This is a genomic window from Thermogemmatispora carboxidivorans (assembly GCF_000702505.1).
GTDB lineage: Bacteria > Chloroflexota > Ktedonobacteria > Ktedonobacterales > Ktedonobacteraceae > Thermogemmatispora > Thermogemmatispora carboxidivorans.
The window spans coordinates 3,888,198-3,914,612 of record NZ_JNIM01000001.1 but is presented as its reverse complement, the minus strand read 5'-3'; the positions used below and the strand labels follow the sequence as shown (position 1 = coordinate 3,914,612).

Here is a 26,415-nt window from a genome sequence, read left to right as displayed (position 1 = left end):
TCCTCTCCCTCGGAGACGTCAACCTGGTTTCTGCCTCGCTCAGATCTCCTCTCCACTTCCACTTCCTCAACCACCGTTCTCGTTGCTGCTGCTTTCAGCACACTTTCTATTTGAGAGGACGTTTTATTCGATCTTTGGTAACATATGGCGGTAAATTTGCCTCTACTAATCAAATAATGGAAAAAAGAGGTAGTAGTGGAGACCTCAGCTCAAGCGGCGTAGCCAGAGACGCCAGAGGGCGCGGCGCAGAGGCGGCCACAGATCTTCCAGCTCGTCGGACCTGTCGGAAGCGCCAGCCAGCTCGTAGGGGGGGGCCCAGCGCTCGCGTACAAATAGCTCGGTCAGTCGACGCAGCGGCAGGGCGGCTTCGGGCATGGCGTGGCTCAGGCGGGCACTATACTCGTACGGTGTCTGCCAGGAGCGTGGTCGGAAGCCGGCCAGGCTTGCCAGGCGGCACAGTCGCCAGAAGAGTCGAGCCACGGGGCTTAGCTGAGAGGCGAGCCGACGTCTCCTGCTGCTTATGCCAGTGAGCAGGACGAGCAGCAGGCCCAGGCTTGTGAAAGCCAGCAGCGCTGGCAGCAGCCAGGGGAAAGAGAGAGCCTGCTGGAGAGGGTCGCGGGGAGTCTCTGCGCGGCCATCGGCTGTCGGAGGCGTGACGGAGCCTTTCTGATTAGGCTGGCTGCTCGCCGTAGGAGAAGCACCATTGGATACAGAAGGCGAGGACGAAGGGGCTGGGGTTCCTGAGAAGGCTGGACCGAGGGCGAAGCCGGGCGTCGGATCGAAGTCGATCCAGCCCTGGCCTGGAAAGTAGATCTGGACCCAGCTATGGGCGTCGCTGCCATTGACCACCCAGACCTGACGTCCAGCATCGAAATGGCCCTGGCTGAAGCCCACCACGATGCGTGCTGGCATGCCCAGCAAGCGAGCCATCACCACCATTGCGCTGGCATAGTAGGTACAATAACCGGTATGTGTCTGGAGCAGCCAGCTCACCACATCGCTATGGGCAGGGATCGGCGGGTTAGTGATCGAATAGCTAAACTGGCGTGGATCGCTCAGGTGGCTCTCCAGCTGCTGCATCGCCTCAAAGGCATTGCTTGTACCTCGCGTCCACTCCAGGGCCGTCTGCATCAGATTGTGAGGCAGGCTGGCTGGCAGCTGCAGATAGTCGCGTTCCAGAACTGGCAGGGCTGGATCGCTCTGCCAGAAGCCCGGATCTGCCGAGAGCAAGGGGACGCGCGCCAGGGCGGCTGCATCGATTTGCGGCACGCGCGCCAAAACCGTGTAGCGCTCGTCGGGATGCAGTGGCGTCTGCTGAGTCCAGGCGCTTGCCAGACCCTTGCCGTAGACCACGACCGGTACACTGAAGCGAGCTGGCTGTGGAGGGGCGAACAGATAGTGACGCTGGCTCTGAGGGACCTGAAGCAGGTGGATCTGCGCGCTGACCTGACGGTAGTGGCCGGAAGCCGTATCAGCCGGTAGCGGTTGACCTGCAGCAAAGCGAGTGGCCGAGGTCTGCGTGCTCGACGTCCAGCTATGGCCATCGAACTGGTTGTAGGTCACCGCCTCCAGATAGGCTGGCGCAGCGCTGCCGCTATATTCCAGCACGCTCCCCGCTGGCAAAGAGACCGAGCCACTGACCGTCAAGCGATCGCCAAAGAAAACAGTGGCATCTAGCGAGGGCAGCTGAGTGACTGGCCCTGAGCCGATCAGGCGCTGATGAAGGAGGTTGCCAACCAAAGCATCGACATTTTGCCACAAGCGGCTTCCCCAGCCTGGTTGCATGAGCGGAGGGAGAAGCAACGCAGGCAGCAGGGACAAGAGCATGAGCAGGGAAGTCAGCGCCTGACTGCGTCTCAGCAGGGAGCGCAGCCAGGAACGATCGGCGGTCAGGCCCAGGCTATGCCAGTCGTCGAGCAGCGTTGTCAGATGCAGATGACCGATCAGAAGCAAGAGCGCGCCGAGCATGACTGGCAGCAGCAGGGGCGAAGCCTGGCGACTATACTGGAGATTGACCAGCATAATCGAGCAATAGGTCAAGGCGACCAACCAGGGCAGGCGTGCGCGATAGGTCAGCCAGCTTCCCAGGTAACCCAAAAAGAAGCTGAGGAAACAGAGGTACAGCAGAAAAATATGCTCGCTGGAAACCACAGCCAGGCCGGCACCACTGCCGCTGCTCAGCACCGCCTGGAGGTCGTTGAGCAGCATCGTCCAGGGAGTATGCAGGGCGGCGCTCGCCGTGAGGGCAAAAGCCAGCCAGTAGCCGAAGAAAAAAGCCGCAAGATGAAGCAGCGGCTGGGGCAGCGAGTGGCTCTTAGCCACCAGGAAGCCGGCTAGCAAGCCCAAAGGGGCGCTCCAGAGCAGAATCCAGGTTCCTGCCACCCAATTGGCTGAGAGGACCGCCAGCACCAGAGCAAAGAGCGCAATGGCCACCAGCACCAGTGGCCACCAGCCTTCTGCCGGGACCAGTGCGAACCTGGAGGAGCGAGCTGGCGGTGGCGTAGCAGGGGCGACAGACTCAGGACCCGTGGGCGTGCTCGCCAGCGTTGGACGGAAGCCATTGACGCTGGCTCCCCTCCTCACCTCTGTCCCCACCTCCCAAGGCTCACGCTTGCGGGCGGCCTCTGCAAGAGGAGAAGAAGCAGCCTGACCTGGTTTCATCACCAAACTACGCAGCGCCGGCAGCCCCAGCGTTTATGCCTGGGGAAGAGGCGCTGCTCCCTCCTTGCGTATCGTATACCCGTCCTGATTGGGAGATCACCGCCAGCCCACGCCTTGAGGCGTGGGGTCTATGACGAATGGCTCCTGTCCCAACGAATGCCATGATGGATGCCAGGCATGAACCTGCGTGCCCCAAAAGACTCCGTTCTCTCTCCCGTCCTCTACTCGAGCAAGAGGAACGAGAAAGTACTGTTCATGCGAGCAGCAAGAGAAGAGAAAGGCACCTGCCTGCTGCAGGCTCCTTTCCGTCGATGAACCCTTTCTAATGATACCCTAAAATTGGTCTTCCTGTCACCGTTGGCCGCAGAGCAACAGGAAGAAACTCTCTCTGGCCGACTGCCTCTGATCTATCTGCTGGCCTTGTCCAGCGTTCCGAGAGAGAGGCGGCGAGTTTCTACGGCTCCTGCTCCTGCTCCTTCCGGTCGGGTGGCCCTGGCCTTAGCTCAGGCGCGCGGGCCGACGTCCAAAGGCTGTCATGAGCAGACTGGCCGCGATTACCAGACAAAGAGCCGCAAAGAGAAAGGCGGCGGAGAGGTTGACATAGGTCTGCAACCAACCGGCCAAAGTTGGCCCCAGGCTATAGCCAATACTCCAGGTTACCGAATAGAAGCCGCTCAGCGTACCGCGATAGCGCTCAGGGACTTGCTCCATTGCAAAGGCCGTATAGACCGGCTCAATGAGCAGGCGCAGGAACGAGCGAGCGTACTCGCCGAGCACCGCGATCAACATGGTAGGAGAGTATCCAATCAAGAGCATGAGAGGTGCACTGGCATACATCACTGCTGTGATAATGTTGATCTTGCTCCAACGATGCACGAAGAGCGGGGCCGTGAGCGAAAAGAGGCCGCCGGCCAGGCCAGAGATCGTGAAGATCAGCCCGAGTGGACCTGGCAGCAAGGCGAAGCGCAGCACGAAGAAGAGCTGGATCAGCGCGATGACTGCCCCCTCGCCCATATTGAAGATCAAGTCGGGCACCAGGAGCTGAGCAAAGGTTGCCAGAGGGAAGCGCTCCCTGTTCTCTGCAGGGGCGGGCTCCCTGGAGGATGGCGAGGCCGAAGCATTGGTGGCCGGGGCCGTGGTACGGCGAGAGGCCCGGGGTGGCGTGGGTTGTAGCCACCAGAGGGGCAGGCCGAAGAGCACGCTCACCAATGAAGCGCTCAGCACACCCCAACGCAGAGCCAGAACACTATTGGCGCTCACCTGCAGCAGGCCGGCGACCAGTTCGGGAATAGCGCCGCCGAGCAGATTGCCCAGGGCGCCCACGCCCAGAAGCAAAAAGCTATTGAGGGCCAGCACTCCCACGCGCTGCTCCTCGCTGGTCTTTTCGACCAGCAAAGGAATGTTCGTTACCCAAAAAGCGGTGGAGACCACCCCCTGGAGAAAGGCGGCCAGCAGCAGGAGAGGGGCCGTAGAACTCAGGCCGATCAGCGCCAGAAAGAGAGGCGTCAACAAAGCCGAAGCCAGGAGTACAGGCTTATAGCCCAGCCGATCGGCCAACATCCCACTAGGGACCGCACTGACCAGCGAGCCGAGCGCTGGCATGGCGCTCAGCAGCCCAATGAAATCCGGTTGGTAGCCCAGGCTATGGGCATAGTAATTGATATCAAGCGTCCCAATTGTCAGCTGAAAGCCCTTGCCGAGGGTATAGAACAGCAGCAGGTAGACATCGCGAGGAAGCTGCAACCAGGTCAAGAGGTGCAGCCTGCTACTGTGGTTGCCCTGCGGATTGCCCGGCGGCCCATCTCCCGTGCTATTGGTGGAGCGAGTGGCGTCCTGAGAGAGATCGGGCCTGGAAGACATCGTCTGCGACTCCTATCGTCCTCATACGTAGAGCGGAATGGAGAAGAAAAGCAAAAGAAAGAGCCATGCCTTCGTAGGGTATCATATCCGCGAGAGCAGTGGCAACCGTTGCCCGGGTCCTGTGCATTGCCCCCGCCCGCCGAGAAGACGGGGCATTCTGGCCGGTTGTGAATGAGCCTGCGCCGGCCTGCGGCACCCGGCAGCGCAAAGACATCAGCAGAAGGAGAGAAAGGCCTTTCATAATGGATGGAATTAGCTTTCACCCGGGTCTGGGACACGTTCACCTCTATCCTGGCGAGCTGTTTGCCTGGTTGTTGGTTGGACTGATAGCGGGTTTCCTGGCGGCAAAGCTGGTACGTGGGCACGGGTTGGGGTGTCTGCTCGACATCTGTATCGGGTTGGTAGGGGCCGTCATTGGCGGCTTTTTGATGAGCCTGCTAGGCATCAACGAGACCTTTCACTTTCTGGGGACGACGCTGGTTGCTTTTCTTGGGGCCTCCCTGCTCTTGCTTCTCGTTGAACTCATTGTGGGAGGGCGACGCTCTAGCTGATACCGAAAAGCGCGGTGAGCGTGGTTGACAGCAGTTGTGTGCGCCCAGCCGGCCAGTCAGATAGCCAGGCAGGGCAGTAAGCGGGGGAGCAGGCTGGTAGAGGCAAGGCAAAGCACGTAGGAAAGGATCACTCCTATCCTCCAGGAGTGGAAGCGGAGGCTGCTGGGAAGCGTCCTGGCTCCCCACTCGTCTGGCGACCTTGAAGCAGGGTGAGCGGAGAGAAGAAAGAAGAGCGTAGGGCCCCTGGCTCCACGTCTCGCGGTCCTGGGTGCTCCTCTCCGCTCCGGCCCGGCTGGCTCGTTACCCTCCCTCCCTAATACTTAATCAGAGCAAAGACATCGTAGCCCTTGAGGCGCTCACGGCCCTTCAGATAGGTCAGCTCGACCAGAAAAGCAATGCCGGCAATATGGCCACCCAGCTTCTCGACCAGCTCCATTGCTGCTGAGACGGTCCCTCCGGTGGCCAGCAGATCATCGACGATCAGCACTCGCTCGCCTGGCTTGATGGCGTCGGTATGCATCTCTACAATGTTGGTCCCGTACTCCAGAGCGTACTCCACGCTGACCGTCTTCGCTGGCAGCTTGCCAAACTTACGCACCGGGACGAAGCCGCAGCCGAGCAAGTAGGCCAGGGGGGCGGCGAAAATAAAGCCTCGGGATTCGACGCCAACGACGGTCTGAATGCCTGCACCGGAGTAATGGGCTGCCAGGCGATCGATAGCGGCGCGGAAAGCCTCGGGATTTTGCAGAAGGGGGGTAATATCGCGAAAGAGCACGCCCTTCTGAGGGAAATCGGGAATATCTCTAATCCAGTCTTCCAGCCGTAGTGGCCCCGACGCAGATGACGATGACATCCTAAGCGCTCCGTTTCCTTCCTCAACAAAGAACTAAGTCAGGCCGCCTCTCCAGGGCTTGCGGGCCTAGCGAATCCACAACCGGCCTAGCACAGAAGTGACCAGGCGACGCCGGTCCACCGCGCTGCTCGCGGCCAGGCCGCCGCTGGGCCAGGCTGATCCAAACAGGCGGCCCCTGCCCAGCTTTGGTCTTTCTCTGACCTGCGTTTGCCTGATCACACGCTTGGCATTGCCCTCGGATTCCGTAGATTAGTATAGCACGAATCTCCTGCCAGGCGAGGAAGGAGACAGAAAATACTCCCCTCTCAAGCAGGGCAGAAGAAGATCCGGCTGGGGTCCTCACTCGCTTGCTCGTTTGCTCGCTGAGCTGGCGAACATGAAAGGGCGAGTCTCAAGAGCCAGCCACCGAAGCTGAAGAAGGCTCACTGTGGCCCAGCTCCGAGGTGCAGTAAGCGCAGCGGCGGGCCCCCACGGGGATGCTGCTCAAGCAGTAAGGGCATTCGCGCGTAGCGCTCTCCTCTGGCACGCCCTTCTTGTGGCGAGCCATCAGCTTGCTGACTGGCAAAACGATCAGGAAATAGAGCACCGCCGCCACAATAAGAAAGCTGACGGCGCTATTGATGACCGTCCCGAAGGCGAAGCGGCCTGCGTTCAGACCAGAAAAATCGAAGCCGCCAAAGAGGCCGATCAAAGGGGTAATCAGTCCGCTGACGATGGCATTGACCAGGTTAGTGAAAGCGGCGCCGATGACGATACCAACAGCCAGGTCAACCACGTTGCCGCGCAGAATAAAGGCCTTGAAGCCGCCCAACGTTTCTCTTGCCCCTTTTCCCACTCTACTGAACGTCTCGTTTTGAAGCATAGACATCGTGTCTTACCCTCCAATCTGAGCGTGCGCAATCTACCGCATCTGTCAAGCTGCCAGCGCTCGCTGCCGGTAAGGCAGGAGGCAGGGAAGCGGCCCAGTTCAGGCAGGCGCATCCGCCTCATGAACAGCTTACCATATTTTCTGGTGGAGCTGAACGGGGCGAGGTAGCAATTTACGAAGAGCACCAGCCGTGCGCTGCAGTGGCTCCAAGGAAGAGCTGGCGGAGGTGAAGTGAGGCCAGTCAGGAGGGGAGCGCCGATCAACCCGGCTGAAGAAAGGGCTGGCAATAGCCCATTTGTAGCGTATAATCTAAACTGGGAGAGGTTAATTTGAGCAGAAGGCTACTATGGAGCACGATCAGTCAGGGACGTTGAAGCCGTCAATCCTTGGAGATGCGGCAGCGCAGCGCCCTCCACGTGGGCCAATGGGAGGGCCGGCCTCGTCGACAGAGAGAGGGGCGATCTCGGAGCAGGCTCTCCTGCGTCAAGGAATCATGCATGTCCGCATTCGGCACTTCTATTGTACGCTGGAGGAAATGGCCAATCCCGCGCTGCATGGTCTGCCGTTCGTCGTAGGGACCGGCACGGGGCGTCCGAACGAGCCAGGGCGCGTCATCGACGCTTCTCCTGCCGCGGTGCGCCTGGGCATTGTCCCTGGCATGCCCTTGCGCCGGGCCTATCGTCTGGCCCCGCGCACCCTCTTCCTGCCGGCCTCCTACGAGCGCTATCAGCCGGTTCTGCAGCGCTTACGCGAGCGCTATCGAGCCTATTCGCATATCGTTGAGTCTGTCCCCCTGGCCGATGCCTTTATCGACCTGAGTGGCAGCCCTCAGCCCGTTACCTCACCGATTCTCCTGGCCCAGCAGCTCAGCAGTGACATAGCCGCCCTTGGTCTGACGGCCCTCATCGGCATTGCCAACGGCAAAACCATCGCCGAGCTGGCCGCGCTCATGAGTCGCAAAGGCGGGCGCCAGGGCATCCTCTATATCCCACCGGGCCGTGAGGCCTCCTTTGTTCAGTCCCTGCCTCTCTCGCTGCTGCTTCAGCTACATGGCAGCGAGCCTGGCCTCCCGGGTGGGCACGAGAGCGAGAGAGAAGGTGCGGGCCTGCGTACCGGTGGCTCCGAACTGGAAGGCCGGGGTGAGCGCTTTGACCTTGAAGCGCTTGCCGAGCTCGTTGCTCATCTGCGCGACTTCGGCATCACGACCTTTGCACAGGTGGCCCCTCTCTCTCCCGAAGGGTTGGAGCGCCGCCTAGGCCGTCTGGGGCGCTGGCTCCATCAGCTGGCTCAAGGTGAAGACCACAGCCTGGTGATCCCCGATGCGCCGCCACTGAGCCAGAATGCGCGCATTCGCTTCCAGCACGCCGCCGATGCCGACGAAACCTGCGCCGCGATCCACAAACTGGGCGGCTATCTGGCCGGACGCCTGCGCGAGCAGCGCCTCAAGGGGCGGGTCGTAGCCCTGCTCCTCTGGCCGGCCCGCCCACGCCAGGAGACGCGCCATCTGCTCTCTGATGAACAAGGTGAGGAGGCCATGCTACGCGAGGGTGAGGGGGCCATTGGCGGACAGATCACTCTGGAGCGCCATACCGATGAAGCCGATATTCTCATCCATCATTTACTGATGCTCTTCGCCCATTATCATCGCTCTGGTACACGCTACTTGCAGATCCTCGCGCGCATCGGCGATATCATCACTGCTGCCACCCCTTACTATCCACCCGCCGCCCGCGCCCGTGGCAGACCAACGCGGCGCCTGGATCTGACCACACGTAGACTCAATGGCGAGCGCCAGGCTTGACCCGCCGACTCGCCGCTTCGGGTGACTGCTTCCCCGGGCGAAACAGGACCCCTGATAGAAAAAGCAACACTGCCCATGTACCATACGTTATACTCAGGGAGAGAGGAAGCTCTCTTACCCTTCTGACCACGCTGTCTCAAAACCCTATCACCGGTATCTGAAAATAAATTTGTATATATCGAGACCAAGCTCCCCAGGGTTCTTCTGAGGTAATCCATGTCTGATATGCTTATCAATAGCAATCATCCAAAGCGCGAGGAAGCAGCCGATCAGCTCAATCCGCAGGAAGAGTCGGCCCTGATCGGCCCTCTTGCCTCCCCAGAGAAAGGAGAGGGAGAAGGCGTACAGCCAGCGACAGAGGCGAGCAGTCTGGCGGACGAAGACACGATCGAGCTGCAAAGTATGGCGGAGGCCAGGGCCGTGGAGCAGCGCGCTAGCGATGAGGCGCGGGCTGCCATCGAGCGAGCGGCTGCGGCCTGGTCCTCCCTGCTGCGTGCCGGGCCGGCCCCGGTTGCCTTTCCCGCGGTGCTCCCAGACAGTACTGACAAGCCGGAACCAGAGTCAGTCGCGCCCGGGACCGGGAGCGGAGCCGACAAGCGTGCGGAGGAAGTGCACAAGGCTGCTCTCAGCGAAGCCGAGACCCTGCCTTTGGCCAGCGCCGCCGCGACGGTGACCCCTGCGCCCTCTCCGCTGGTCGATGCCGAAACGCTTCCCCTGGCGACCCCAGGCGGGGCTACCCTGCAGCAAGAAGGGCGGCAAGCCACGCAGCTGATAGCCCAGGAGCAAGCTCCCCAGGTTCAGCAACAACAAGAAGGGAGGGTGGCCAGGGGAGAAGTGGGGGCGCGGCGCCCTTCCGCCCGTCGTCTACGTCCTCCCGCCTGGCCAGGGCGCCTCTGGAAGCAGGCGCGCTATGGGGCAGGGAAGCAACGCCTCAAGGCCCTTGTGCTCCTTGTGATCCTCTTGCTAGGCATCGCTCTACCCATTGTCGGTGGGCTGGCCATAGGAGTGCAAGCCTATCTAACCTATAGCGCCCTTCGTGGGCAGGCCTCCGCGGGTGTTGAGCACCTGCTGGCCCTCAAGACCATCTTCAACGGCGCTAAAGCCCATCCATCCAGTCTCTTCGATGCCAGCAAACTCAACCAGGCTGCCCAGGAGCTGCAGCAGGCCAGGCAATCCTTTGCCGAGGCGCGAGACACCATTGACCACTCTGCCCTCATCCACACTGTTATTTCGCTCTTTCCGCGCTATCAGCTGCAAGTCAGCTCTGCCCGAGCCGCGGCCCAGATCGGCGTGGACGTCAGTATCATCGGCCTCAAGCTTATCCCGGTGGCCAAGAGCCTGGCCCCACACTTTCAGGGCCCGCTCCTCAGCAACTCGAGCAAGCCGCTGGTAACCCAGGACATGCTCACTTTACTCGGACGAACCATAGACGACATCATGCCCTCATTGCGAGACATCGGGACCCAGAGTCAGAGTCTCTCACTGGCGGCTCTGCCCCTCAGTAGCAGCCAACGGCAGGAGGTGCAGCAGCTCCTGCAAATGCTTCCCGTTCTCCAGCAGAGCCTGGGCCAGGCGCGCCAGCTGCTCGACGCCGCTGGCTGGTTGTTGGGAGTAGACAAGCCGCGCACCTATCTGGTGCAGACGATGGATCGCTCTGAGCTGCGGCCATCCGGCGGCTTCACCGGCCAGTATGGTGAGCTGACCATCAACGCGGGCCGCATCGCCCCCTTCTCGCTCAAAGACATCTCCTTTGTCGAATACACCTCTGGCAGTCCGACCCTGGGCCAGCTAGCCCCCGAGCCGTATCGCTCCTGGTGGCCCTTTGCTAACTGGGGGCTGCGCGACTCCAACCTCTCGGCGGACTTCCCCACCACTGGGCAACTAGCCGTCCAGACCTATCAGCATGAAGTAGGGCGGCATGTTGACGGAGTCATTGCTCTGACCCCCTTCTTCATCGAGCACGTCTTGCAGATCATTGGCCCGATCACCGTGCCGGGCTACAACGAGACCATCACGGCCCTCAATCTCGAAGATCGCCTCCACTACTACCAGCTTGACAGCGAGGGAGTGCGCAAGCAGCAGATTGTTCAGCATGTCGATGATTCTGGTCAGGCGCGCAAACTCTTCACCTCGCGCCTGGCTCAGACCCTGCTCGACCGTGTGCGTCATGCCCCTCCTGATGAGATCCTGGCCATTGCCCATGAGGCCCTCTATGACCTCAAGACCAAAGACATCCAAATCTACGTCACCGATCCGCACGTTGAGCAGCTGCTCATCCAATACGGCTATGGGGCCCAGATGGATCGCTCGACCAGCCGCGATGGCCTCTATATTGTGCAGGCCAACCTGAACGCCACCAAAGCCTCGCAGTATGTGCGGACGCTCATTCACGATGTTGTAACGCTGGACGCCAATGGCGGAGCCACCCACTATCTTCAGCTCCGTCTGGCCTATACCGATACCGGACCGGTGTATGGCTACGACACCTATCGCGACTATGTACGCATCTATGTCCCGCCCAACAGCAAATTCTTGAGCGGCGACGGCTTCGACAGTGGCATTCCTCTCTGCGGGGGGCCGCTGCCGGCCTGTAACGCGACCGTGGTCTATCCGCACGACGAGCTGATGTGTCCGTCGGGGCAATATCAGCCAGGGGCAGCCTCGCCGACCCTGAGCGACGAGAATCCGAACGACTGGCACCCGCTGGACAAAGTGGGGCCACCGACCAACACCGTCAGCGATGTGCCGGGGCGGGCCATGTTCGGTGGCTGGGTCGTGGTGCCCAAGAACTGCACCATGACCGTGACCCTCTCCTGGTATGTGCCTCCTCTCAACAAGGGACACTATGCCCTGCTGGTCCAGCGCCAGGCGGGCACCTACCCGGAGCTGGATGTCACCATTCTGCCACCTGATCCTTGCAGCCAGCTCAATCTCGCCGGGACCCATGTCGATACCCTCTTGACCAGCGACCTGCTCGTCACGCCACGTAGCCTGTCCACTGGCAGCAGCCAGGGCCACGGGCAGACGGCAGGCACCCCGAGCAGCTGCTACCCACGCCTCGGCGTATAGCCGCTGCCCACGACTCTGCTTCAGGCTTGCTCACCAGCAGGGCAGCCTCAGCCGTGGCGTGGAAGAGCCAGCCGCGCCGGTGAGCAAGCCTTGATCACCGTAACGTCTCTAAAATGCTGAAAAGCTTGACCAATCATACAGCATGTAGTATGCTCGTTCTACAAATGTGGAAGACTCCTGTATTGGTGTGGTGAGAAGGCGAAGAAAGCTCCTGTTGCCAGCGACTCACGCTTGGGATATACTGCTCTTGCAGTAGGTTGTATTCTCAGGGCTAGCTAATCTGGGAAGATAGTAGAAGAGAAGAACTCATGGAACTGCCGGCGCTCTTGAGTATCATACGCACTGAAAGCGTCTATCGTTTCCGGCTTGACCTGCCTGAGTATTCTGCCAGGGAAGGTAGCAAGGAAGGGCGCGACTATGTCACGGAGATCACCCCTGAGCTGAAAGAGCGGCTCAGGCGCAGTTTGCAGGCCGTGACTCAATACATGCAGACGCAGGCTCTGGCCGAGAGCAGGCGCCAGACGATGAAGCTGGGCGCAGTGAACGATTCGGTACAGGCTCTGGGGCGCTTTCTCTTTGAGCAGCTGCTGCCGTTGCCGCTGCAGGAGGCGCTGCGGCATCTTGATCTCCCCCTTGTGCTTGAGACCAACGCTCCCGAAATCCCCTGGGAGCTCTGCTTTGATGGGAGCATCCGCCCAAGCTCCTTTCTCTGTCAGCGGCTGAGCGTGAGCCGCTTAGCGGGCGAGGCGCGGCCAGAGCGCCTGGCGCCGCTGACGGAGCGGATGCAGCGCAAAATGGGAAGGCGCGACCAGGTGGGTCTCTCCATCCTCTTCCTCGTCAATCCGACGGGTGAGCGCAGCGTGGCAGAAGAGGAGGTCGCTGCGCTGTGCACTGCCCTGCCCGAAGCCATTGGGCGCACGATCCTCTATCGTCAGCAAGCCAACCAGCTTGACATGCGCATGCGCATCAGCAGCGAGCCGCCGCAGATCATTCACTATGCCGGAGTGGGGCCGTTGCTAGTGGCAGGTGAGCCGGCGCTGGCCCTGGCGGGCAGCTCGCGGCTCGACGGCGAGGCGGCGGCCCAGCTCTTTCAGCTCTTACCGCGGCGTCCCCTGATTTTTGTCAGTCACTACGAAGGCGAGCGCCCGGGGGGGCGTGGGGGTGGGGGACTGCCCGCGCCGGGCCCGGGGGCGGGGTCTATCAGCCAGCCGGAGCGTGAGGAGCTGCTGCAGCGTTTGGCCCGGTGCCTGGTCGATGCCGGTGCGGGAGCGATCATCGTCCTGCGCTGGCCTCTGCCGACCGCGCGCGTTCGGGAGTTCGCCGTCCTGCTCTATCAGGAGTTGAGCGATGGGGTGGCTATTGGCGAGGCGGTCAGGCGCAGTCGCGCTGTACTGGCCCAGCGGCGGCCTGAGCAGGCGGCCTGGATTTCCTTCCAGCTCTACGGTGACCCGCTGCTGCGTTTGAGCTTTGGTCTGCCCGAGCGCAATCCCGCCGACTACGTTGATATCTTTGAAGAGGAGGAAGAGCCACTGATCCCCTCGCTGCCATCTTCGTCACACGCCCTTGACCGGCGCTTCCTGGAGGAGGTGCTCAGCATCGCTCTGGCGGAAGCGCGGCGCATGCGCAAGGATTACCTGGGGACGCCCCATCTCTTCATCGCTCTGACCAAGCTTGATGGGGGCTGTACTCAGGATGCTCTGCGAAGCCTCAATTTCTCGCCCAAGCAGGTGCGCGATGTCATTCGCAGCGCCCTGGGTAGCGGCAAGGCCACCAGCGACACGCCGATCTTGCCGACGCGGCGCTGTAAAGAGATTCTGCTGACCGCTGAGCGCAATGCCATCAGTGCTGGGGCCACCATGATTGACGAACGCGCCATTGCGCGCGCTGTACTTAGCGAGGGCGATGGCGTGACTCACAATCTGCTGACCCAGATCGGCATCAATCCCGAGCAGCTGATCGAGTTGATCATGGCGAGCGAGGCTCATGCCTTGCTGGAGCTGGCTCCTTCCGCGGAGCCGCATCAGCCGCCAGCGGTAGAGATGCCAGCCGGCTTCAGCCTGGCCGAGCCAGTGCCGCGGGCCGGCAACTCGCTCTTGGAGCGCCTGGGCCGCGATCTGACGCGCCAGGCCAGTCTCAAGCAGCTGCCCCCGCTCATTGGACGCGAGAAAGAGCTGCGCCTGCTGATGCAGACCATGATGCTCAAGGATCGCAATAACCCGATCCTGATTGGCGACTCGGGCGTGGGGAAGACGACCATTGTCGGGGGCCTGGCTCAGCGCATCGTCGAGGGCCGGGTGCCACCGGAGCTGCGCGGCAAGCGCCTCATCGAGCTGTCGGCCAGCTCACTGGTGGCCGGCACCAAGTACCGCGGCGAATTTGAGGAGCGGCTGCTCAAAGTGCTGGAGGAGGCAGAGAACAGCGGCAATATCATCCTCTTTATCGATGAAATGCACCTGCTGATCGGTACCGGGCGCGCCGCCGATGGCAGCATCGACGCCGCCGGCATCCTCAAACCGGCCCTGGCTGGAGGCCGCCTGCGTTGTATTGGTGCCACTACCCCGCAAGAGTACCGCATGATCGAGAAGGATGCCGCAATGGAGCGTCGCCTGCGCCCGATCATGATCGAGGAGCCGTCACCGGAGGAGGCGCTGCAGGTTCTGCGGGGCATGCGTGAACTCTACGAGCAGCATCACCATGTCAGCATTACTGAGGAGGCTCTCCAGGCCGCCGTCCATCTCTCGGTCCAGTATCTGCCCAACTTGCGCCTGCCCGACAAGGCTTGCAGTGTCCTGGATGAGGCGTGCTCGCAGGCGCGGGTCTTCTGGGTAGAAGATGAATCGGTCGAGCAGGACAATCGTGATGAGCTGGGCGAGGAGCCAGTGATCACGGCGGCCACCGTGGCCGAAGTGATCTCGGCACGTACCGGTATCCCGGTGAATGCGCCGGGCCGCGAGGAGCGCGATCGTCTGCTCAACCTGGAGAGCCGGCTGAGGGCGCGTGTCATTGGCCAGGACGAGGCCATTCGGCGCGTGACCCAGGCGATTCAGGTGGCGCGGGCCGGCTTGAAGCCGCGCAACCGTCCCGCGGGGGTCTTCCTCTTCCTGGGGCCGACAGGCGTTGGTAAGACCGAGCTGGCGCGGGCTTTGGCCGCCGAGGTCTTTGGCTCCGACGAATATCTGATCCGTGTGGATATGTCGGAGTACATGGAGAAGCACGCCGTCTCGCGCATGGTTGGCGCACCGCCAGGCTACATCGGCTACGACCAGGAAGGCCAGCTCACCGGCAAGCTGCGCCGCCGTCCGCACTGTGTTGTCCTTCTGGACGAAGTAGAGAAGGCCCATCCCGAGGTCTTTGATCTCTTCCTCCAGGTCTTCGACGCCGGACGCCTGACCGATGCTCAGGGACACACGGTCGACGCCCAGCATGCAATCTGGATTATGACCTCTAACGTCGGCACCGATATGCTAGGGCGCTCGCTCCCGAGTGGCTTCCGCGCTGCCAGTAAGACCTCACTGGAGGAGATGCAGCGCGAGCAGCTGATGGAGCGCCTGCGCCAGACCTTCCGCCCCGAGTTTCTCAGTCGCATCGACGAGGTGGTCATCTTCCACCCCTTGACGCAGGAGCATGCGCGGGCGATTACGCGCCTGCAGATGAACGAGCTGGCTTCACGCTTGCTAGAGCAAGGATTGACTTTGCAGGCCGATGAGAGTGCCATCGATCTGCTCTGTAAAGAGGGCTTCAGCCGTACCCAGGGAGCGCGCCCTCTGCGCCGGGCCATCGAGCGCTTGCTGACCGTGCCGCTCAGTTTGCGCATTCTCATGGGCAATATTCCTAAGCCAGGTGTGGTGCATGTGACCGCTGTCGATGGCCACCTGGAGATCAGCGTACGCGAACCGGGAGAGGGGCCGACGCTGGCCCCAACGCCAACGCCCACCGCCTCAGCGTCAGAAGAGATGACTATCGAGGCCGATGCTGCCCCCTGCCCCGACCCGTGAGACACGGGCCAGCTTGGGGACGCACGAGAGCTACGGGCGCTGCCTGCGCCAACGAGAGAAGCAGAGGAGAGAGCGGGCACACATCAGGAGGACTGACGATGACAGCGGTCCGCAGCGGGTCCTGCCTGCCAGGACAGGCGATCACATAGGTAGAGTTGCGACGGCTGGCCAGGGACGGTAGCTAAGAGTGGTGTGGTGATCGTCTCACGGCTCGGAGCCAGTCGGCGTGGCCTGCAGGGCCGCGCCCGACTCAACCAGCCAGGGCCGGAACTCTGCGCTGCAGCCTCGCGCAGGGTCAGGCTCAATGGGCTTTCTGCTGTGGCACGCAGCAGAGCATACCCCGAGCCTGTCCTGGGCTCCCCGGGCGCCGCGGCGCGGCGCGGCTCAACGGCCTCCGGTTCGGAGTACACGGGCGTGCTGGCCTGAAGGCGCCCGGCTCAACGAGCACGCTGGCACCCAGACGATCACCACAGGTGACCCGACACCACTATCTTTAGTTTACTCCCTCCCACTTCATGCTCACTTTCCTCTCACTGGCAGCCCGGCTTGCCCGGAAGATCCTTCTCTGTGCACCTTCTCCCGCTTTTTGCTGTGCGCTGTTGCACAAGCTGCCCGCATTGTAGCTCCCTGCCCCTCACTGCGAAATCGCTCGCGGGCTGGCCCGGCTAGAGAAGATTGGTGCACTCTTACATAAGACAAGATCCTGGCTGAGCTTTCTGCCCTGAGAGGAGGGAGAGGCGAAGGGCGCGCCGGTGTGGTATCATATAGGGTGGCAATCCTCTCGAAGATCGGTACACGTTGGCCCTTCTCGCGCGCGCTGAGAGTGCGCGGCGAGTGGCGCCGGTACCTGCCTATAGACCGCGGTAAGGAGGTTCTCTTTTTTTCTCATGAAAGCAGTCAAAACACATGTGGGCCGCTGCGATACCTGCGGCGAGCCGGCAGCCTATGCTCAGCTGCTCTCCGGCGGGCGGACCTTCCGCTTCTGCGAGCAGCATGTGCCGCCTCTGGTGAAGAAGCAGGCAGAAGCCACTGCTGCCAGGGAAGAGCAGAAAAAGTAAGCGAGGGTGTGAGGCTGGTGCGGGCGAGCGAGTGGGACCAGGGATCAGCTTAGCGCATTGGATGATCAGGGGTTAGACGGAAGGGCAACAAAGAGCGAAAAGGGCGTGCCCTTCTCCGCTGCCTGCCCATGCCTCCCTCAGCGCACCTGAAGAAGGGATACTCTATCCCTCTTGGGAGCTCACGAGCGAGATGGGCGCTAGCCCCTCCATAGAAGAGAGGGTGAGGCACCCAGGGGTAGGGCTGCTATCGGAGCAAGGATGTGGCCGTACAGCTACTCCCGATGCTGAACTGGCTGGCTAAGGCTGTTGCTCATCACTGGAAGCTCGATAGTGAACGTTGCTCCCTCCCCCGGCACACCGCTGCTCTCCACCCAGATTTTCCCCCTCATCGCCTCTACCAGGCGGCGTGAGATGTAAAGACCCAAGCCAGAGCCACGGACCGGGCTATTGACGTCGCTCTCCAGGCGTACGAAGCGCTGGAACAATTTCGGCTGATCTTCAGGACGGATGCCCTTGCCACGGTCGCTGACACTGATCAAGGCGCAGGGTCGCAGCGAAGTGCTATCCAGCGAGGTGCGAGCGCGGAAGGTGATCGGCGTACCAGGCGGCGAATATTTGAGCGCATTCATGGCCAGATTGCGCAAGATCTGGCGCAAGCGTACCGGGTCGGCCTGTACTGCCAGGTCGGGAGGAATATCCAGATAGACGATCCGTTCCTCCTGAGTAAGCTGCGGCTCCATCATATCGACAACGCTCTGCACAATATCCTCAACGGCCACCGTCTCGATATGGGCCGGGCGAATGCCAGCATCGACCTCTAGACGGCTGGCGTCCATGACGTTATTGAGCAAGAGCACCAGCTCGTCGCAGGCCAGGCGTGTCTTGTGTAAGAACTCGTGGCGCTGCTCAGGAGAAAGGACCTCATCGTACTGGGCCAGCAGCTCTAGATAGCCCTGAACGGCGGTCAAGGGGGTGCGTAGCTCATGGGAGGCTGTGATCATGAACTGATCCTTGAGCTGGTCTAGTTCCTGCAGCTGCTGGTGAGCAGTGCGCAGCTGCTGGTAGAGCGTGGCATTGGTATAGGCAACGGCGGCCTGCTCGGCGAAGCCCTGAGCCCGCGGCAGATCGGGCAGACCCAGGGGCTGGCGTTCCTGGGTACCTGGACGCAGAGAGCGGGCCAGGACCAGCAGGCCGACAGCGACATTGTGCGAGAATAGGGGGGCCAGGATGGCCGTCGGGACGTAGCGCCTGGCGAGCATCTCGCGCAAGGAGAGGGCCCGATGCATGCGTTGCCGTCGTGGTGGGTGCGGCGACCAGGCTGTTGCCCCCACGACAGCAACCCGGGCCTGGAGGGCCAGCGAGACTGCTGGCTGCGGCGGATCAAGCTGATAAAAGTGGGTCAAGGGAATCAGCACGGGCTGGGGCGAGGTCAGGGCCTGGGCCTCGTACTCGTGCTCGTAGATCACCGGCCACTCGCTCAGCTCGCTCGATGGCTCGCTGGCGCTGGCCGCAATAGCCTGGGGGAGCAGACAGCCATGCTGGTCGGGAGTATAGAGCAAGACGTAGTCGGCATCGAGAGCGTTAGCGCCCTCGCGGCAGATAATCTGATGAATCTCCGTTGGCTCGACAATGGCCGAATTGAGGCGGGTTGCAATATTGGCCAGAGCCTGGGCGAAGGCCTCCTGCTCGCGGGCCTCCTGATACAGAAAGGCATGTTCGAGCGCGGTGGCGGCCTGCTCGGCGAAAGCGCGCGCCGTTGCCTTCTGCGTTGGTGAAAACGAGTGATCGGAGCGGCTGCAGAAGATCAAATTCGCCAGGTGTTTCTCTTGATAGAGCAGGGGGATCACCAGGCTCGTGCGGATGCCCATGTGAGTGTACCAGGCCACCAGCTCCTCGGGCAGATGCTCGGGGGTCATGACGGGCCAGCTTACCTCCAGCTCACGTGGCTGGAGAATGGTACAGACCTCGAGGCGCTGTCCTTCAAAGCGCCAGAGAATCACCTGCCCGGCGGGTAGAGTGGCGACATAGACCTTCACGCTGGCTGGCATCTCAGGAAAGGGAGCCTTCTCCTGAATGAGAAGCAGGGCCGTCTCACAGCCCAGGGCTGTGGGGGCCAGGCTCACGATGCGCTCCAGCAAAGGATTCAGCTCCAGGATCTCGCTGAGCTGAGCTGTCAGCAGGCGCAGGCGTTCAGCCTCCTGACGCCGTTCCTCGCGCTCGCGCAGCAGCGCGCTATTCTGGCGATCGGTCAATAGATAGCGCAGAAAAAGGCAGATGGCCACCGCTGCCGTCAACGTATCGAGGAAGGCCGCCCGAGTGCCATCATGGATGAGGCTGGAATAGAGCGTCAGGACGATCTCGATCGTGAACGGCAGGTAGATCAGCAGGCTCTGGAAGAGCAGCACATGGTCGGCAGGGTAGTTATTCGTCAGGGACTCCTCTTCGCCAGCGGCCCGCCTGGCCGCTCCCAGGGCCTGGCTGAGGTCCCGGGTCGGAACCTGTTGGTGATAGGCGTGCTGGGCGAGTCTGGTGTATTGCCAGGAAGCAGTCAAGCCCAGCGAAGCAAAGAAAATGAGCCAGCCGGTATCGACGTAGGGCGTGCCTGAGACGTAAGCCTGGTGCAGCACCAGATAGCAATACCAGCTATCGGCCCAGAGCAGAGAGCAAGCGCCGATGATGAGGAGCAGCAGCGAAGGACGCAGAGGCCGTGTCACGTGGGCCAAGGTCAGCAGCATGGCGCTGGCGAGCACGATCTGCAGATCGAGAAAGGGGTAGCTCAGGCTGATCCCCAACGTAGGCGGATCGATACCGCTCTGGCGCAGAGCAGCGTAAGATGGGCCGACGAGAAAGAACCAGATAGCTCCCAGCAGGCAGAGCGTCGTGATCAACGAATCCAGCAAAATCAGGAGCACGGTGCGGTTCAGCTTGAAATCGCTCAAGATGAGGAGCTGGCTACTGATCACGAGCAGATAATTGAGCAAGAAGGCGAAGTCTGCCAGAGAAGGGACAGTGTTGGCCTGTCCTGTCCAATCGCGATAGAAGTAGAGTAGACCGCCCAGGGCGTCGAGCAGCAGAGCGATAGTGACGAGCGACCAGGCAAGCTGATAGCGAGCGGTCAGGCGCAAAGGACCATAGCGGCTGCGCCAGACGGTAAGGGCGACCTGGACGGTGGCGCCCAGGGCGCAGAGACTGTACATGGCATCGGCAAAAAGGGCGGTAGCCTGGCTGCCTCCCAGGCGCAGCGCCATCCAGAGAAGGCTCAAGAAGACTGTGAGGGCCGCTGCTCCCGTTTCCAGGCTGCTTTCGCGGTAGAGCCGCTGAAGGTAGCTGGGCGTCAGACGCTTCGTGACAACCATTCTCATCGCGTGTCCCTGCCGTCCTGGCTTGCTAGTTCTCTTCCGAATCTTGCCTGCCGACGTGCTCGCCTGTCGGTTGGTCGGCCTCGCCGGCCAGAAGATTGACCATGACAGGCTCCAGCTTGCGCGTGGCAGGCCGGAGTAGAGAGTAGGGATGAACATAGTATATCATAGATAAATTTAAGTGGTGCATTTTTTCGAAAAGGATGAGGAACATTGCGCCAACAGAGGAATAACTTATCAGGTTATTTACGGCTCTGCCCGTTTGCTGGCAAACAACGATCTATTGGGCGGAAGAGATAGTAAGGGGAGAGAAAATGGTAGCTGACTCGTGGGCCTGAAAAAGCTGTTGGGCGAGGGTGATAACTCAGGGGCAGGCGCGGCTTTGATGCGATTCGGCCTGCCCACCTCCACAGGAGCGCGAGCGCGGTCACCTGGCCCGATGAGACTTAGCAGGAATGACCCTGCTGAGAGAGCTGGGCATGGAGGTCTGCCGCCAGCCGTTCCAGCTCGCGGCGCTCAGCAGGGCAGCCCTCCCAGCGCAGAAAGACGCGCCCCAGGGCCATATCGTGAGGAAAGCGAGGTAGCAAGTGGAGATGGAAGTGGCGCACGCGCTGCTGAGCAGCCTGGCCATTGGCCTGAACCAGGCTCAAGCCGGGGCAGTTGCTCGCGCGGCGGATGGCGCGAGCCACGTGAACGGTAGCCTGAAAGATGCGCGCGGCAAGCTGGTCGTCCAGGTCGTAGATGGTCTCGACATGCTTGCGCGGAGCGACCACCACTTTGTAGGGATTTGGCTGCTCTTCACTCAAAAAGGCCACTACCTCATCGCTCTGGTAGACAAAGTTGGCCTCGACTTTTCCACTGATCATCTCACAGAAGATGCAGCTCACGGCTGACCGCCTTTCCCACAACGCCAGTCTGGCCAGGCGTTGCGTTCCAATTTCGCTAAAAAATAGTTTCTGCTTTGGAGAGGGGAGAGCACTCTTGAGAAGAAGAGTCTTCGCTCTCGCTTCACTGCATTAACAGTATACTCTGCGGGTCGTTGTAATGCAATTATGCCCGAGGCGCAAGACGAGGAAGGCCGTTCCCGCTGGCAAGCGCTTGCTCACCAGGAGAACGGCCTGCATGCTCTGCTTCTCGTGACAGAGACGGCTAGGGGAGGTACTCAGCTACCAGTTGAGCCAGGTGCAGCACGCGCAGGGGGAGGCCATTGGCATCAACCCCGCCCCGCAGATGCATCAGGCAGCCGGGATTGTCGGAGACCAGCAGTGTGGCCCCAGTCTCTTCGGCGTGTCTCAGCTTTCTCGTCAGCAGGCGCTCGGCGATCTCTGGGTGCTCGATTGAAGTAGAGCCGCCGAAGCCGCAGCAGACGTCGGAGTCCGTCATCTCGCGCAGCTCCAGGCCGAGCACATCGCGAATAATCTGCCGGGCCTCGGTGCGCAGGCCCAGGCAGTTGCACGACTGGCAAGAATCGTGGTAAGTCACAACGGGGGCGGTTCCAGAAGCGGGACGGCGCAGGGCTGGCAGTCGCTGCTGAGCTACCAGCACCCGCAGCAGGAAGCTGGTGAAATCCATGATGCGCCCGGCCAGGGCGCGGGTGCGGTTGAGCCAGCTCTGCAGCTGGAGGTCCTCGAAGAGGCGCAAGTAATCCTGGATGAGGGTCACGACGCAGCTGGTGGAAGCGCAGACAATGTAATCTGCCCCACTCTCGTCGAGGGCGCGCTCCAGCATGCGCACAGTTTGTTTGGCCATTGCCGCGCCATGCTGGCGGTCGCCCGAGTTGAGGGCTGGCAGGCCACAGCAGTGCTGAGCGCGTGGGAAGACTACGCGCAGGCCGCAGCGCTCCAGGATCTGGATGACGGCCTCGCCCATCTCGGGATAGAGGCGATCGGTCATGCAGCCAGCGAAGTAGCAGACCGTCAGCTCCTCGGGGCGACGCCTCTCCTGGCGAGCTCCTGCCAGATTGGCGCGGGACCCAACGCGGTCGCGCAGGGGACGGAGCGCAAACGCGGGAAGGCTGCGCCAGCGCGTCAACCGCGCCAGTGGGCCTATACCAGGCAGACGCTCAAAGAGGCGCAGATAGCGGTAGCGCACATAGGGCGTACCCAGGGTGGCTGGCCACTGGCCGAGGGCGGCCAGGCGCGTAAGGAGACCGAAGAGGCGTGGACGGGCCAGGGTTCCGAAGATGAGGCGTTTGAGCCAGGGCAGGCCCTTGTTGGCCACCACGCGGCTGCGCACGTCCAAAATGAGGGATGGCAGAGGGATTTCCACAGGACAGACGGTCTCGCAGGCGTTGCAGCTCACACAGAGACTTTGCGGGCCGGCGCCGGCTTCCAGACCATGATGGAAGGGGGTCACCACCAGGCCGATGGCACCGCTGTAGATGTAGCCGAAGGCGTGGCCACCCACCTGCTGATAGGGTGGGCATATGTTGGCACAGGCGGCGCAGCGAATGCAGCGCAGAGCCTCCCTGAAGCGCGGGTCGGCGCGCATAGCGCTGCGTCCGTTGTCCAACAGGATGATATGGACCTCTTTGCCGGGCCGGTCTGGTCCCGTAATAAAGGTCGTATAGCTCGTCATGGGCTGGCCCGTGGCGCTGCGGGCCAGCAAGCGAATCTGTGTAATGGCGTCGGCGAAAGTGGGCAGGAGCTTATCGTAGCTGGCCAGCACCACATGGACTGGCGGGAGCGAGGTGACCATGCGCCCGTTGCCCTCGTTAGTATTGAGCATTACTGTGCCACTCTCGGCGATGAGGGCATTAGCGCCGCTGATGCCCATGCCGGCGGTCAAGAACGCCTGGCGATGCTCGCGGCGAATGACCGCCACCTGCTCGGCCACATTCTCGCGCGAGATCTCGCGTCCGGTAGCGCGGCTGAGGATCTCGCCCACCTGTTGGCGGGTCTTATGAATGATGGGCATCACCATATGCGAAGGGCGTTCATGGTCAAGCTGGGCCACCCACTCACCCAGGTCGGTCTCGACGGCCTTGATGCCGCGTTCCTCCAGATAGTGATTCAGCTCAATCTCCTCGCTGACCATCGTCTTGGACTTGACGACCAGGGTGATGCCCTTGTGGCGGCACAGTTCGTAAATATAGCGGTTGGCATCCTCGGCGCTGCGGGCCTCGTAGACCACGGCGCCGGCGGCTGTAGCCCGCTCCTTAAAGCGGGTCACCAGTTCCTCCTGATGGGCGATGGCCTCATCCTTGGCGGAGCGCAGGCGCTGGCGCAGGTTGGCAAAGCTGTAGTCGGAACCGTACTCCGTCTCCGCTGCCTCAAAGAGCGCCTGACGCGACTGGCGCCAGCTGGGGGCAAAGCGTTCCAGAGCGCGATGCATATGCTCATCGCTCAGACCCCGCTGCAGGCGCTCCGCAAACGGGGGCATAGCATGAACATCGTGGACAGCCGAGGCAGGTTCCGTAGCGCTCCTCTGGGCGGCGAGGAGCTGGACGTGTGCAGACTGCTCTTTATGGCTCATCGGACTTGTCCTTTGCCTCCTGGATAGAAAGGGAACGATCACCGGGCGCAGGGCTGGCGACAACGATCACGCAGAGCGCCCGTGGCCCCTGCACGCCGATCGTCAGCGTCCGTTCGATATCGGCGGTCCGGCTGGGGCCGGTAACCAAGGAAATATAGTGTTGCTGCTGAGGACCCGGGCGAGTGAAGGTTTGCAGCAACGTGGCCGCCTCGTCGAGGAGGGGAACCAGCTGCCCGGCGGAGACGAGGACGAAGTGGGTCAGTGTCAGCATCCCCACGATGCGCGCCGCCAGGGCATTATCGGCCAGAAAGACCGAGCCGGTCTCAGCGATGGCCAGGGCGGCACAAGAAAGGCCAGCCGGGGCATCGGCGATACGCTCCGGGGTCTCCGCCTCCTCCAGACGAATGCCCCGCGCGCTCAGGAGCGGCAGGATAGCGCCCCAGGGCTGGCAGGCGGCAAAAGCAGGAGGGATGATCAGCCGCTGTTCAGCGAGCGCGGGATGAGTAGCGATCATCTCTGCAGCCTGGGCCAGGTCCTCGGCCCAGTGGGCCACGCCGCCAGCGGTGCTCAGACGGCGCTGGAACTGAGCGAATAAAGCTGAACTATTATTCATTATGTGCAACCAGACAGACAGACAGACAGACAGACAGACAACTGATGCAGATCGCAGCGATCACTCAGGCTGAGGCCCGCCAGAAAAAACGGCACGCCAGCCGTGAGATCTGGCGCGTGACCAGCGACCGACTTGCTGGACGTGCCGCAAGGCGGGCAGGCAGCAAGAAGACGGTGAGGCCCTGATCCCTTCACTGGTCAGCGCGTGACTGGCGTAGCGGGCGATGCTGTCGGGGCGGAAGGGGGCGCGCCGACAGCAGAACGCACCAGGTCCAGGTACCACAGCGGCTGACGCTTGCGCAAGAGTGGCTTGGCGCGGACCACGTTGCCGGGGATGGTTTCGCGGATATCATAAGCCAGCTCGCCGGTCAAGGAGCCGGCCACATCACCGGGCATGTAGGCTGGCGAAAGCGTCGTCGAGCGCCGACCGGTGCGCTGCTCGCGCGTATCGATCGTCATCAGCATCAGCGTCGACTCACCCTCCTCGGCGATCACTTCGTGCCAGGGATAGCTGGCACAAGAAGGCGAGAAGATGCCGCTGAGGCCGTTAGCGCGGACCCCGCTGGCCTCACCGCTCCAGTTCGCGATCGTCAAGTAGACATGATGCTCGGCAGCGCGGATACGCCAGGGCAGGAAATGCCAGGGATCGTAGCCTTCGGGAGCGACGTGGGGGCCGAAGGGTATGGCCGTTGGCCCCAGCCCGCTGGGATTAGGGAAATTGAGCAGCGTTGGCGCACAGACGAGATCGCTGCCTTTACCAGCCAGCACCCGCAGCGTCTCCGGAAAGAGCACATCGTAGCCGGTGGCCAGGCCAATGCGCCCCACCGGACTATCGAAGGTTGGCAGGCCCAGATTACCCGGACTGGCCCAACGCCGGTCAGCGCGCGTCAGATGCAGCTTGCGATAGATCCCGTGCACTCCCTCGGGATCGAGCAGCAGCACCGTATTATAATAGGCTGGCTCAGCGTTTTTATCGGCATATGCGCATTCAGCGACCCCCAGCACAATGCTGAGCTGGAACTCCGTAGCCAGGGCGACCAGGGCCTCGATCTCGGGGCCAGGTACGCGGATAGCCCCAGCGCGCATGCGGGCGGCGAACTCGGGAAGAGAGGGATCGACTGGCCCTGGCAGCGTTAGCTCGGGCAGGACCAGGACATCGGGATAGGCAGGCTCATGGACGCGCAGCAGCGAGCGCACCAGAGACCGGAGGCGTTCCAGGCGCTCCTCGTTCGAAGTCGAGGCCGTGGCTCCGGTTGGCTCCTTCTCGGGCGCGGCGAGCACCTCGCGCAGCTCAAGTTGGACAAAGGCGGCACAGGAGAGCTGGCCGGGCGGCAGCTCGTGGGAATGATAGAGACCGTGGAAGCGCAGCGGCTCCCACAGATAGGTATTGTGCACCAGCGAGACATATTCATGAGGGCGGCGGTCTGCCAGGCGGTCGCCCACCGGCTCCTCGCCAGAGGGTCCCCACTGCTTGGCGCGGCAGCGCTCCAGATCGACCTCGCCGTAGACAATACCCTCGCCATCGTCGCGGTAAGCCTGGATTGAGCCATCGGGATTCAGAATGCAACTTCCGCCACTGAACTGCACCCCGCGCTCGCGCCCGTAGCGGTTCGCGGCGATCAGGTAGAGGCCATTTTCGAAGGCGCGCAGCATCCACCAGCTGCTGGGGCACTTTTCGTCCAGCCAGCCGCAGGGGAAGAGCAGGACATCGGCCCCGCGGAGAGTGGCCAGGCGTGCGGCCTCGAAATACATCGCGTCCATGCAGACCAGAATTGCCAGGCGTCCAAGCGGCGTATCCCAGACCGGCAGGCCCAGATCGCCATCGCGGGCCCAACGTGGTTCAACAATGTATGAGTGCAGCTTGCGATACTTGCCGAGCAGGCCCTGGGGGCCAAGCAGAGCCGTCGTATTGTAGTAGACGTCGCTTTCGGGATCAACCTCGGCCAGGCTCAGCGCGATGTAGCAGTCATAGGCTGCGGCCAGCTCAGCGAAGCGCAGGCAGGTGGGACCAGGGACAGGCTCGACGTAGGGGGCGATCTCCTCGCGCGACTCCCAGCAGTAGCCGGTTGTAGCCAGCTCTGGCAGGACGATCACTCGCGCGCCGTGGCGGGCGGCCTCCTCGACGAGACGCAACAGATCGCCGATGTTCTGCTCCTTCTTGCCCAGCGTGGGTTCGTACTGGATAGCGGCGACCCGGTACCTGGTAAAGGAGGACGCGGATGTACTCATGCTTGCAAGCTCCAGGCGTGATTGA

Annotated in this window: 14 protein-coding genes; 5 read left to right on the top strand and 9 right to left on the bottom strand. The window is 62.0% G+C overall.

Annotated elements, in window-relative coordinates:
- Positions 1–204: 204 nt before the first annotated feature.
- Together N688_RS15325 and N688_RS15320 are read right to left on the bottom strand one after the other, a co-directional pair.
- Entirely contained in the window at positions 205–2,583 is a 2,379-nt protein-coding gene (locus N688_RS15325; protein WP_162179571.1) for a DUF4129 domain-containing transglutaminase family protein, read from the bottom strand.
- Positions 2,584–3,159: 576 nt separating this feature from the next.
- Positions 3,160–4,521 (bottom strand): MFS transporter, encoded by a 1,362-nt coding sequence (locus N688_RS15320; protein WP_052890093.1) that lies wholly within the window; start codon positions 4,519–4,521, stop codon positions 3,160–3,162.
- Between the two features lie 242 nt (positions 4,522–4,763).
- Between N688_RS15320 and N688_RS15315 the strand changes: the two genes are divergently transcribed.
- A complete protein-coding gene (locus N688_RS15315; RefSeq protein WP_081838894.1) occupies positions 4,764–5,072 on the top strand; it encodes a GlsB/YeaQ/YmgE family stress response membrane protein in 309 nt (102 codons plus the stop codon).
- A gap of 313 nt (positions 5,073–5,385) precedes the next feature.
- Here N688_RS15315 and N688_RS15310 read toward each other — a convergent pair whose 3' ends face one another.
- Positions 5,386–5,925, bottom strand: coding sequence for an adenine phosphoribosyltransferase (locus N688_RS15310; protein WP_052890092.1), 540 nt, complete (start codon positions 5,923–5,925; stop codon positions 5,386–5,388).
- Between the two features lie 391 nt (positions 5,926–6,316).
- On the bottom strand, positions 6,317–6,793 hold the full coding sequence (gene mscL, locus N688_RS15305; RefSeq protein ID WP_202901935.1) for a large conductance mechanosensitive channel protein MscL: 477 nt from the start codon (positions 6,791–6,793) through the stop codon (positions 6,317–6,319).
- A gap of 346 nt (positions 6,794–7,139) precedes the next feature.
- On the opposite strand from mscL, the gene N688_RS15300 reads away from it, so the two are divergent.
- The 4 genes from N688_RS15300 to N688_RS22890 all read left to right on the top strand — a co-directional run bounded on the left by N688_RS15300 (position 7,140) and on the right by N688_RS22890 (position 16,716).
- Positions 7,140–8,594, top strand: a complete 1,455-nt coding sequence (locus tag N688_RS15300) for a DNA polymerase Y family protein (RefSeq protein ID WP_052890090.1) — start codon at positions 7,140–7,142, stop codon at positions 8,592–8,594.
- Between the two features lie 216 nt (positions 8,595–8,810).
- Positions 8,811–11,663, top strand: a complete 2,853-nt coding sequence (locus tag N688_RS15295) for a DUF4012 domain-containing protein (RefSeq protein ID WP_081838893.1) — start codon at positions 8,811–8,813, stop codon at positions 11,661–11,663.
- Between the two features lie 308 nt (positions 11,664–11,971).
- A complete protein-coding gene (locus N688_RS15290) occupies positions 11,972–15,658 on the top strand; it encodes an AAA family ATPase (protein WP_052890088.1) in 3,687 nt (1,228 codons plus the stop codon).
- A gap of 887 nt (positions 15,659–16,545) precedes the next feature.
- Positions 16,546–16,716, top strand: a complete 171-nt coding sequence (locus N688_RS22890) for a hypothetical protein (RefSeq protein ID WP_156025447.1) — start codon at positions 16,546–16,548, stop codon at positions 16,714–16,716.
- 272 nt (positions 16,717–16,988) lie between these two features.
- On the opposite strand, the gene N688_RS15285 is transcribed toward N688_RS22890, so the two are convergent.
- The 5 genes from N688_RS15285 to N688_RS15260 all read right to left on the bottom strand — a co-directional run bounded on the left by N688_RS15285 (position 16,989) and on the right by N688_RS15260 (position 26,390).
- The gene (locus N688_RS15285) at positions 16,989–20,078 is read right to left on the bottom strand and encodes a GAF domain-containing sensor histidine kinase (RefSeq protein WP_052890087.1); all 3,090 of its coding nucleotides are present in this window, start codon (positions 20,076–20,078) and stop codon (positions 16,989–16,991) included.
- 443 nt (positions 20,079–20,521) lie between these two features.
- A complete protein-coding gene (locus tag N688_RS15275) occupies positions 20,522–20,962 on the bottom strand; it encodes an HIT family protein (protein WP_052890085.1) in 441 nt (146 codons plus the stop codon).
- A gap of 262 nt (positions 20,963–21,224) precedes the next feature.
- Positions 21,225–23,549 (bottom strand): LUD domain-containing protein, encoded by a 2,325-nt coding sequence (locus N688_RS15270; RefSeq protein ID WP_052890084.1) that lies wholly within the window; start codon positions 23,547–23,549, stop codon positions 21,225–21,227.
- The gene (locus tag N688_RS15265; RefSeq protein ID WP_052890083.1) at positions 23,539–24,162 is read right to left on the bottom strand and encodes a LutC/YkgG family protein; all 624 of its coding nucleotides are present in this window, start codon (positions 24,160–24,162) and stop codon (positions 23,539–23,541) included. The genes N688_RS15270 and N688_RS15265 overlap by 11 nt, the downstream gene beginning before the upstream one ends.
- A gap of 197 nt (positions 24,163–24,359) precedes the next feature.
- A complete protein-coding gene (locus tag N688_RS15260) occupies positions 24,360–26,390 on the bottom strand; it encodes a nitrilase-related carbon-nitrogen hydrolase (protein ID WP_052890082.1) in 2,031 nt (676 codons plus the stop codon).
- Positions 26,391–26,415: the final 25 nt, after the last annotated feature.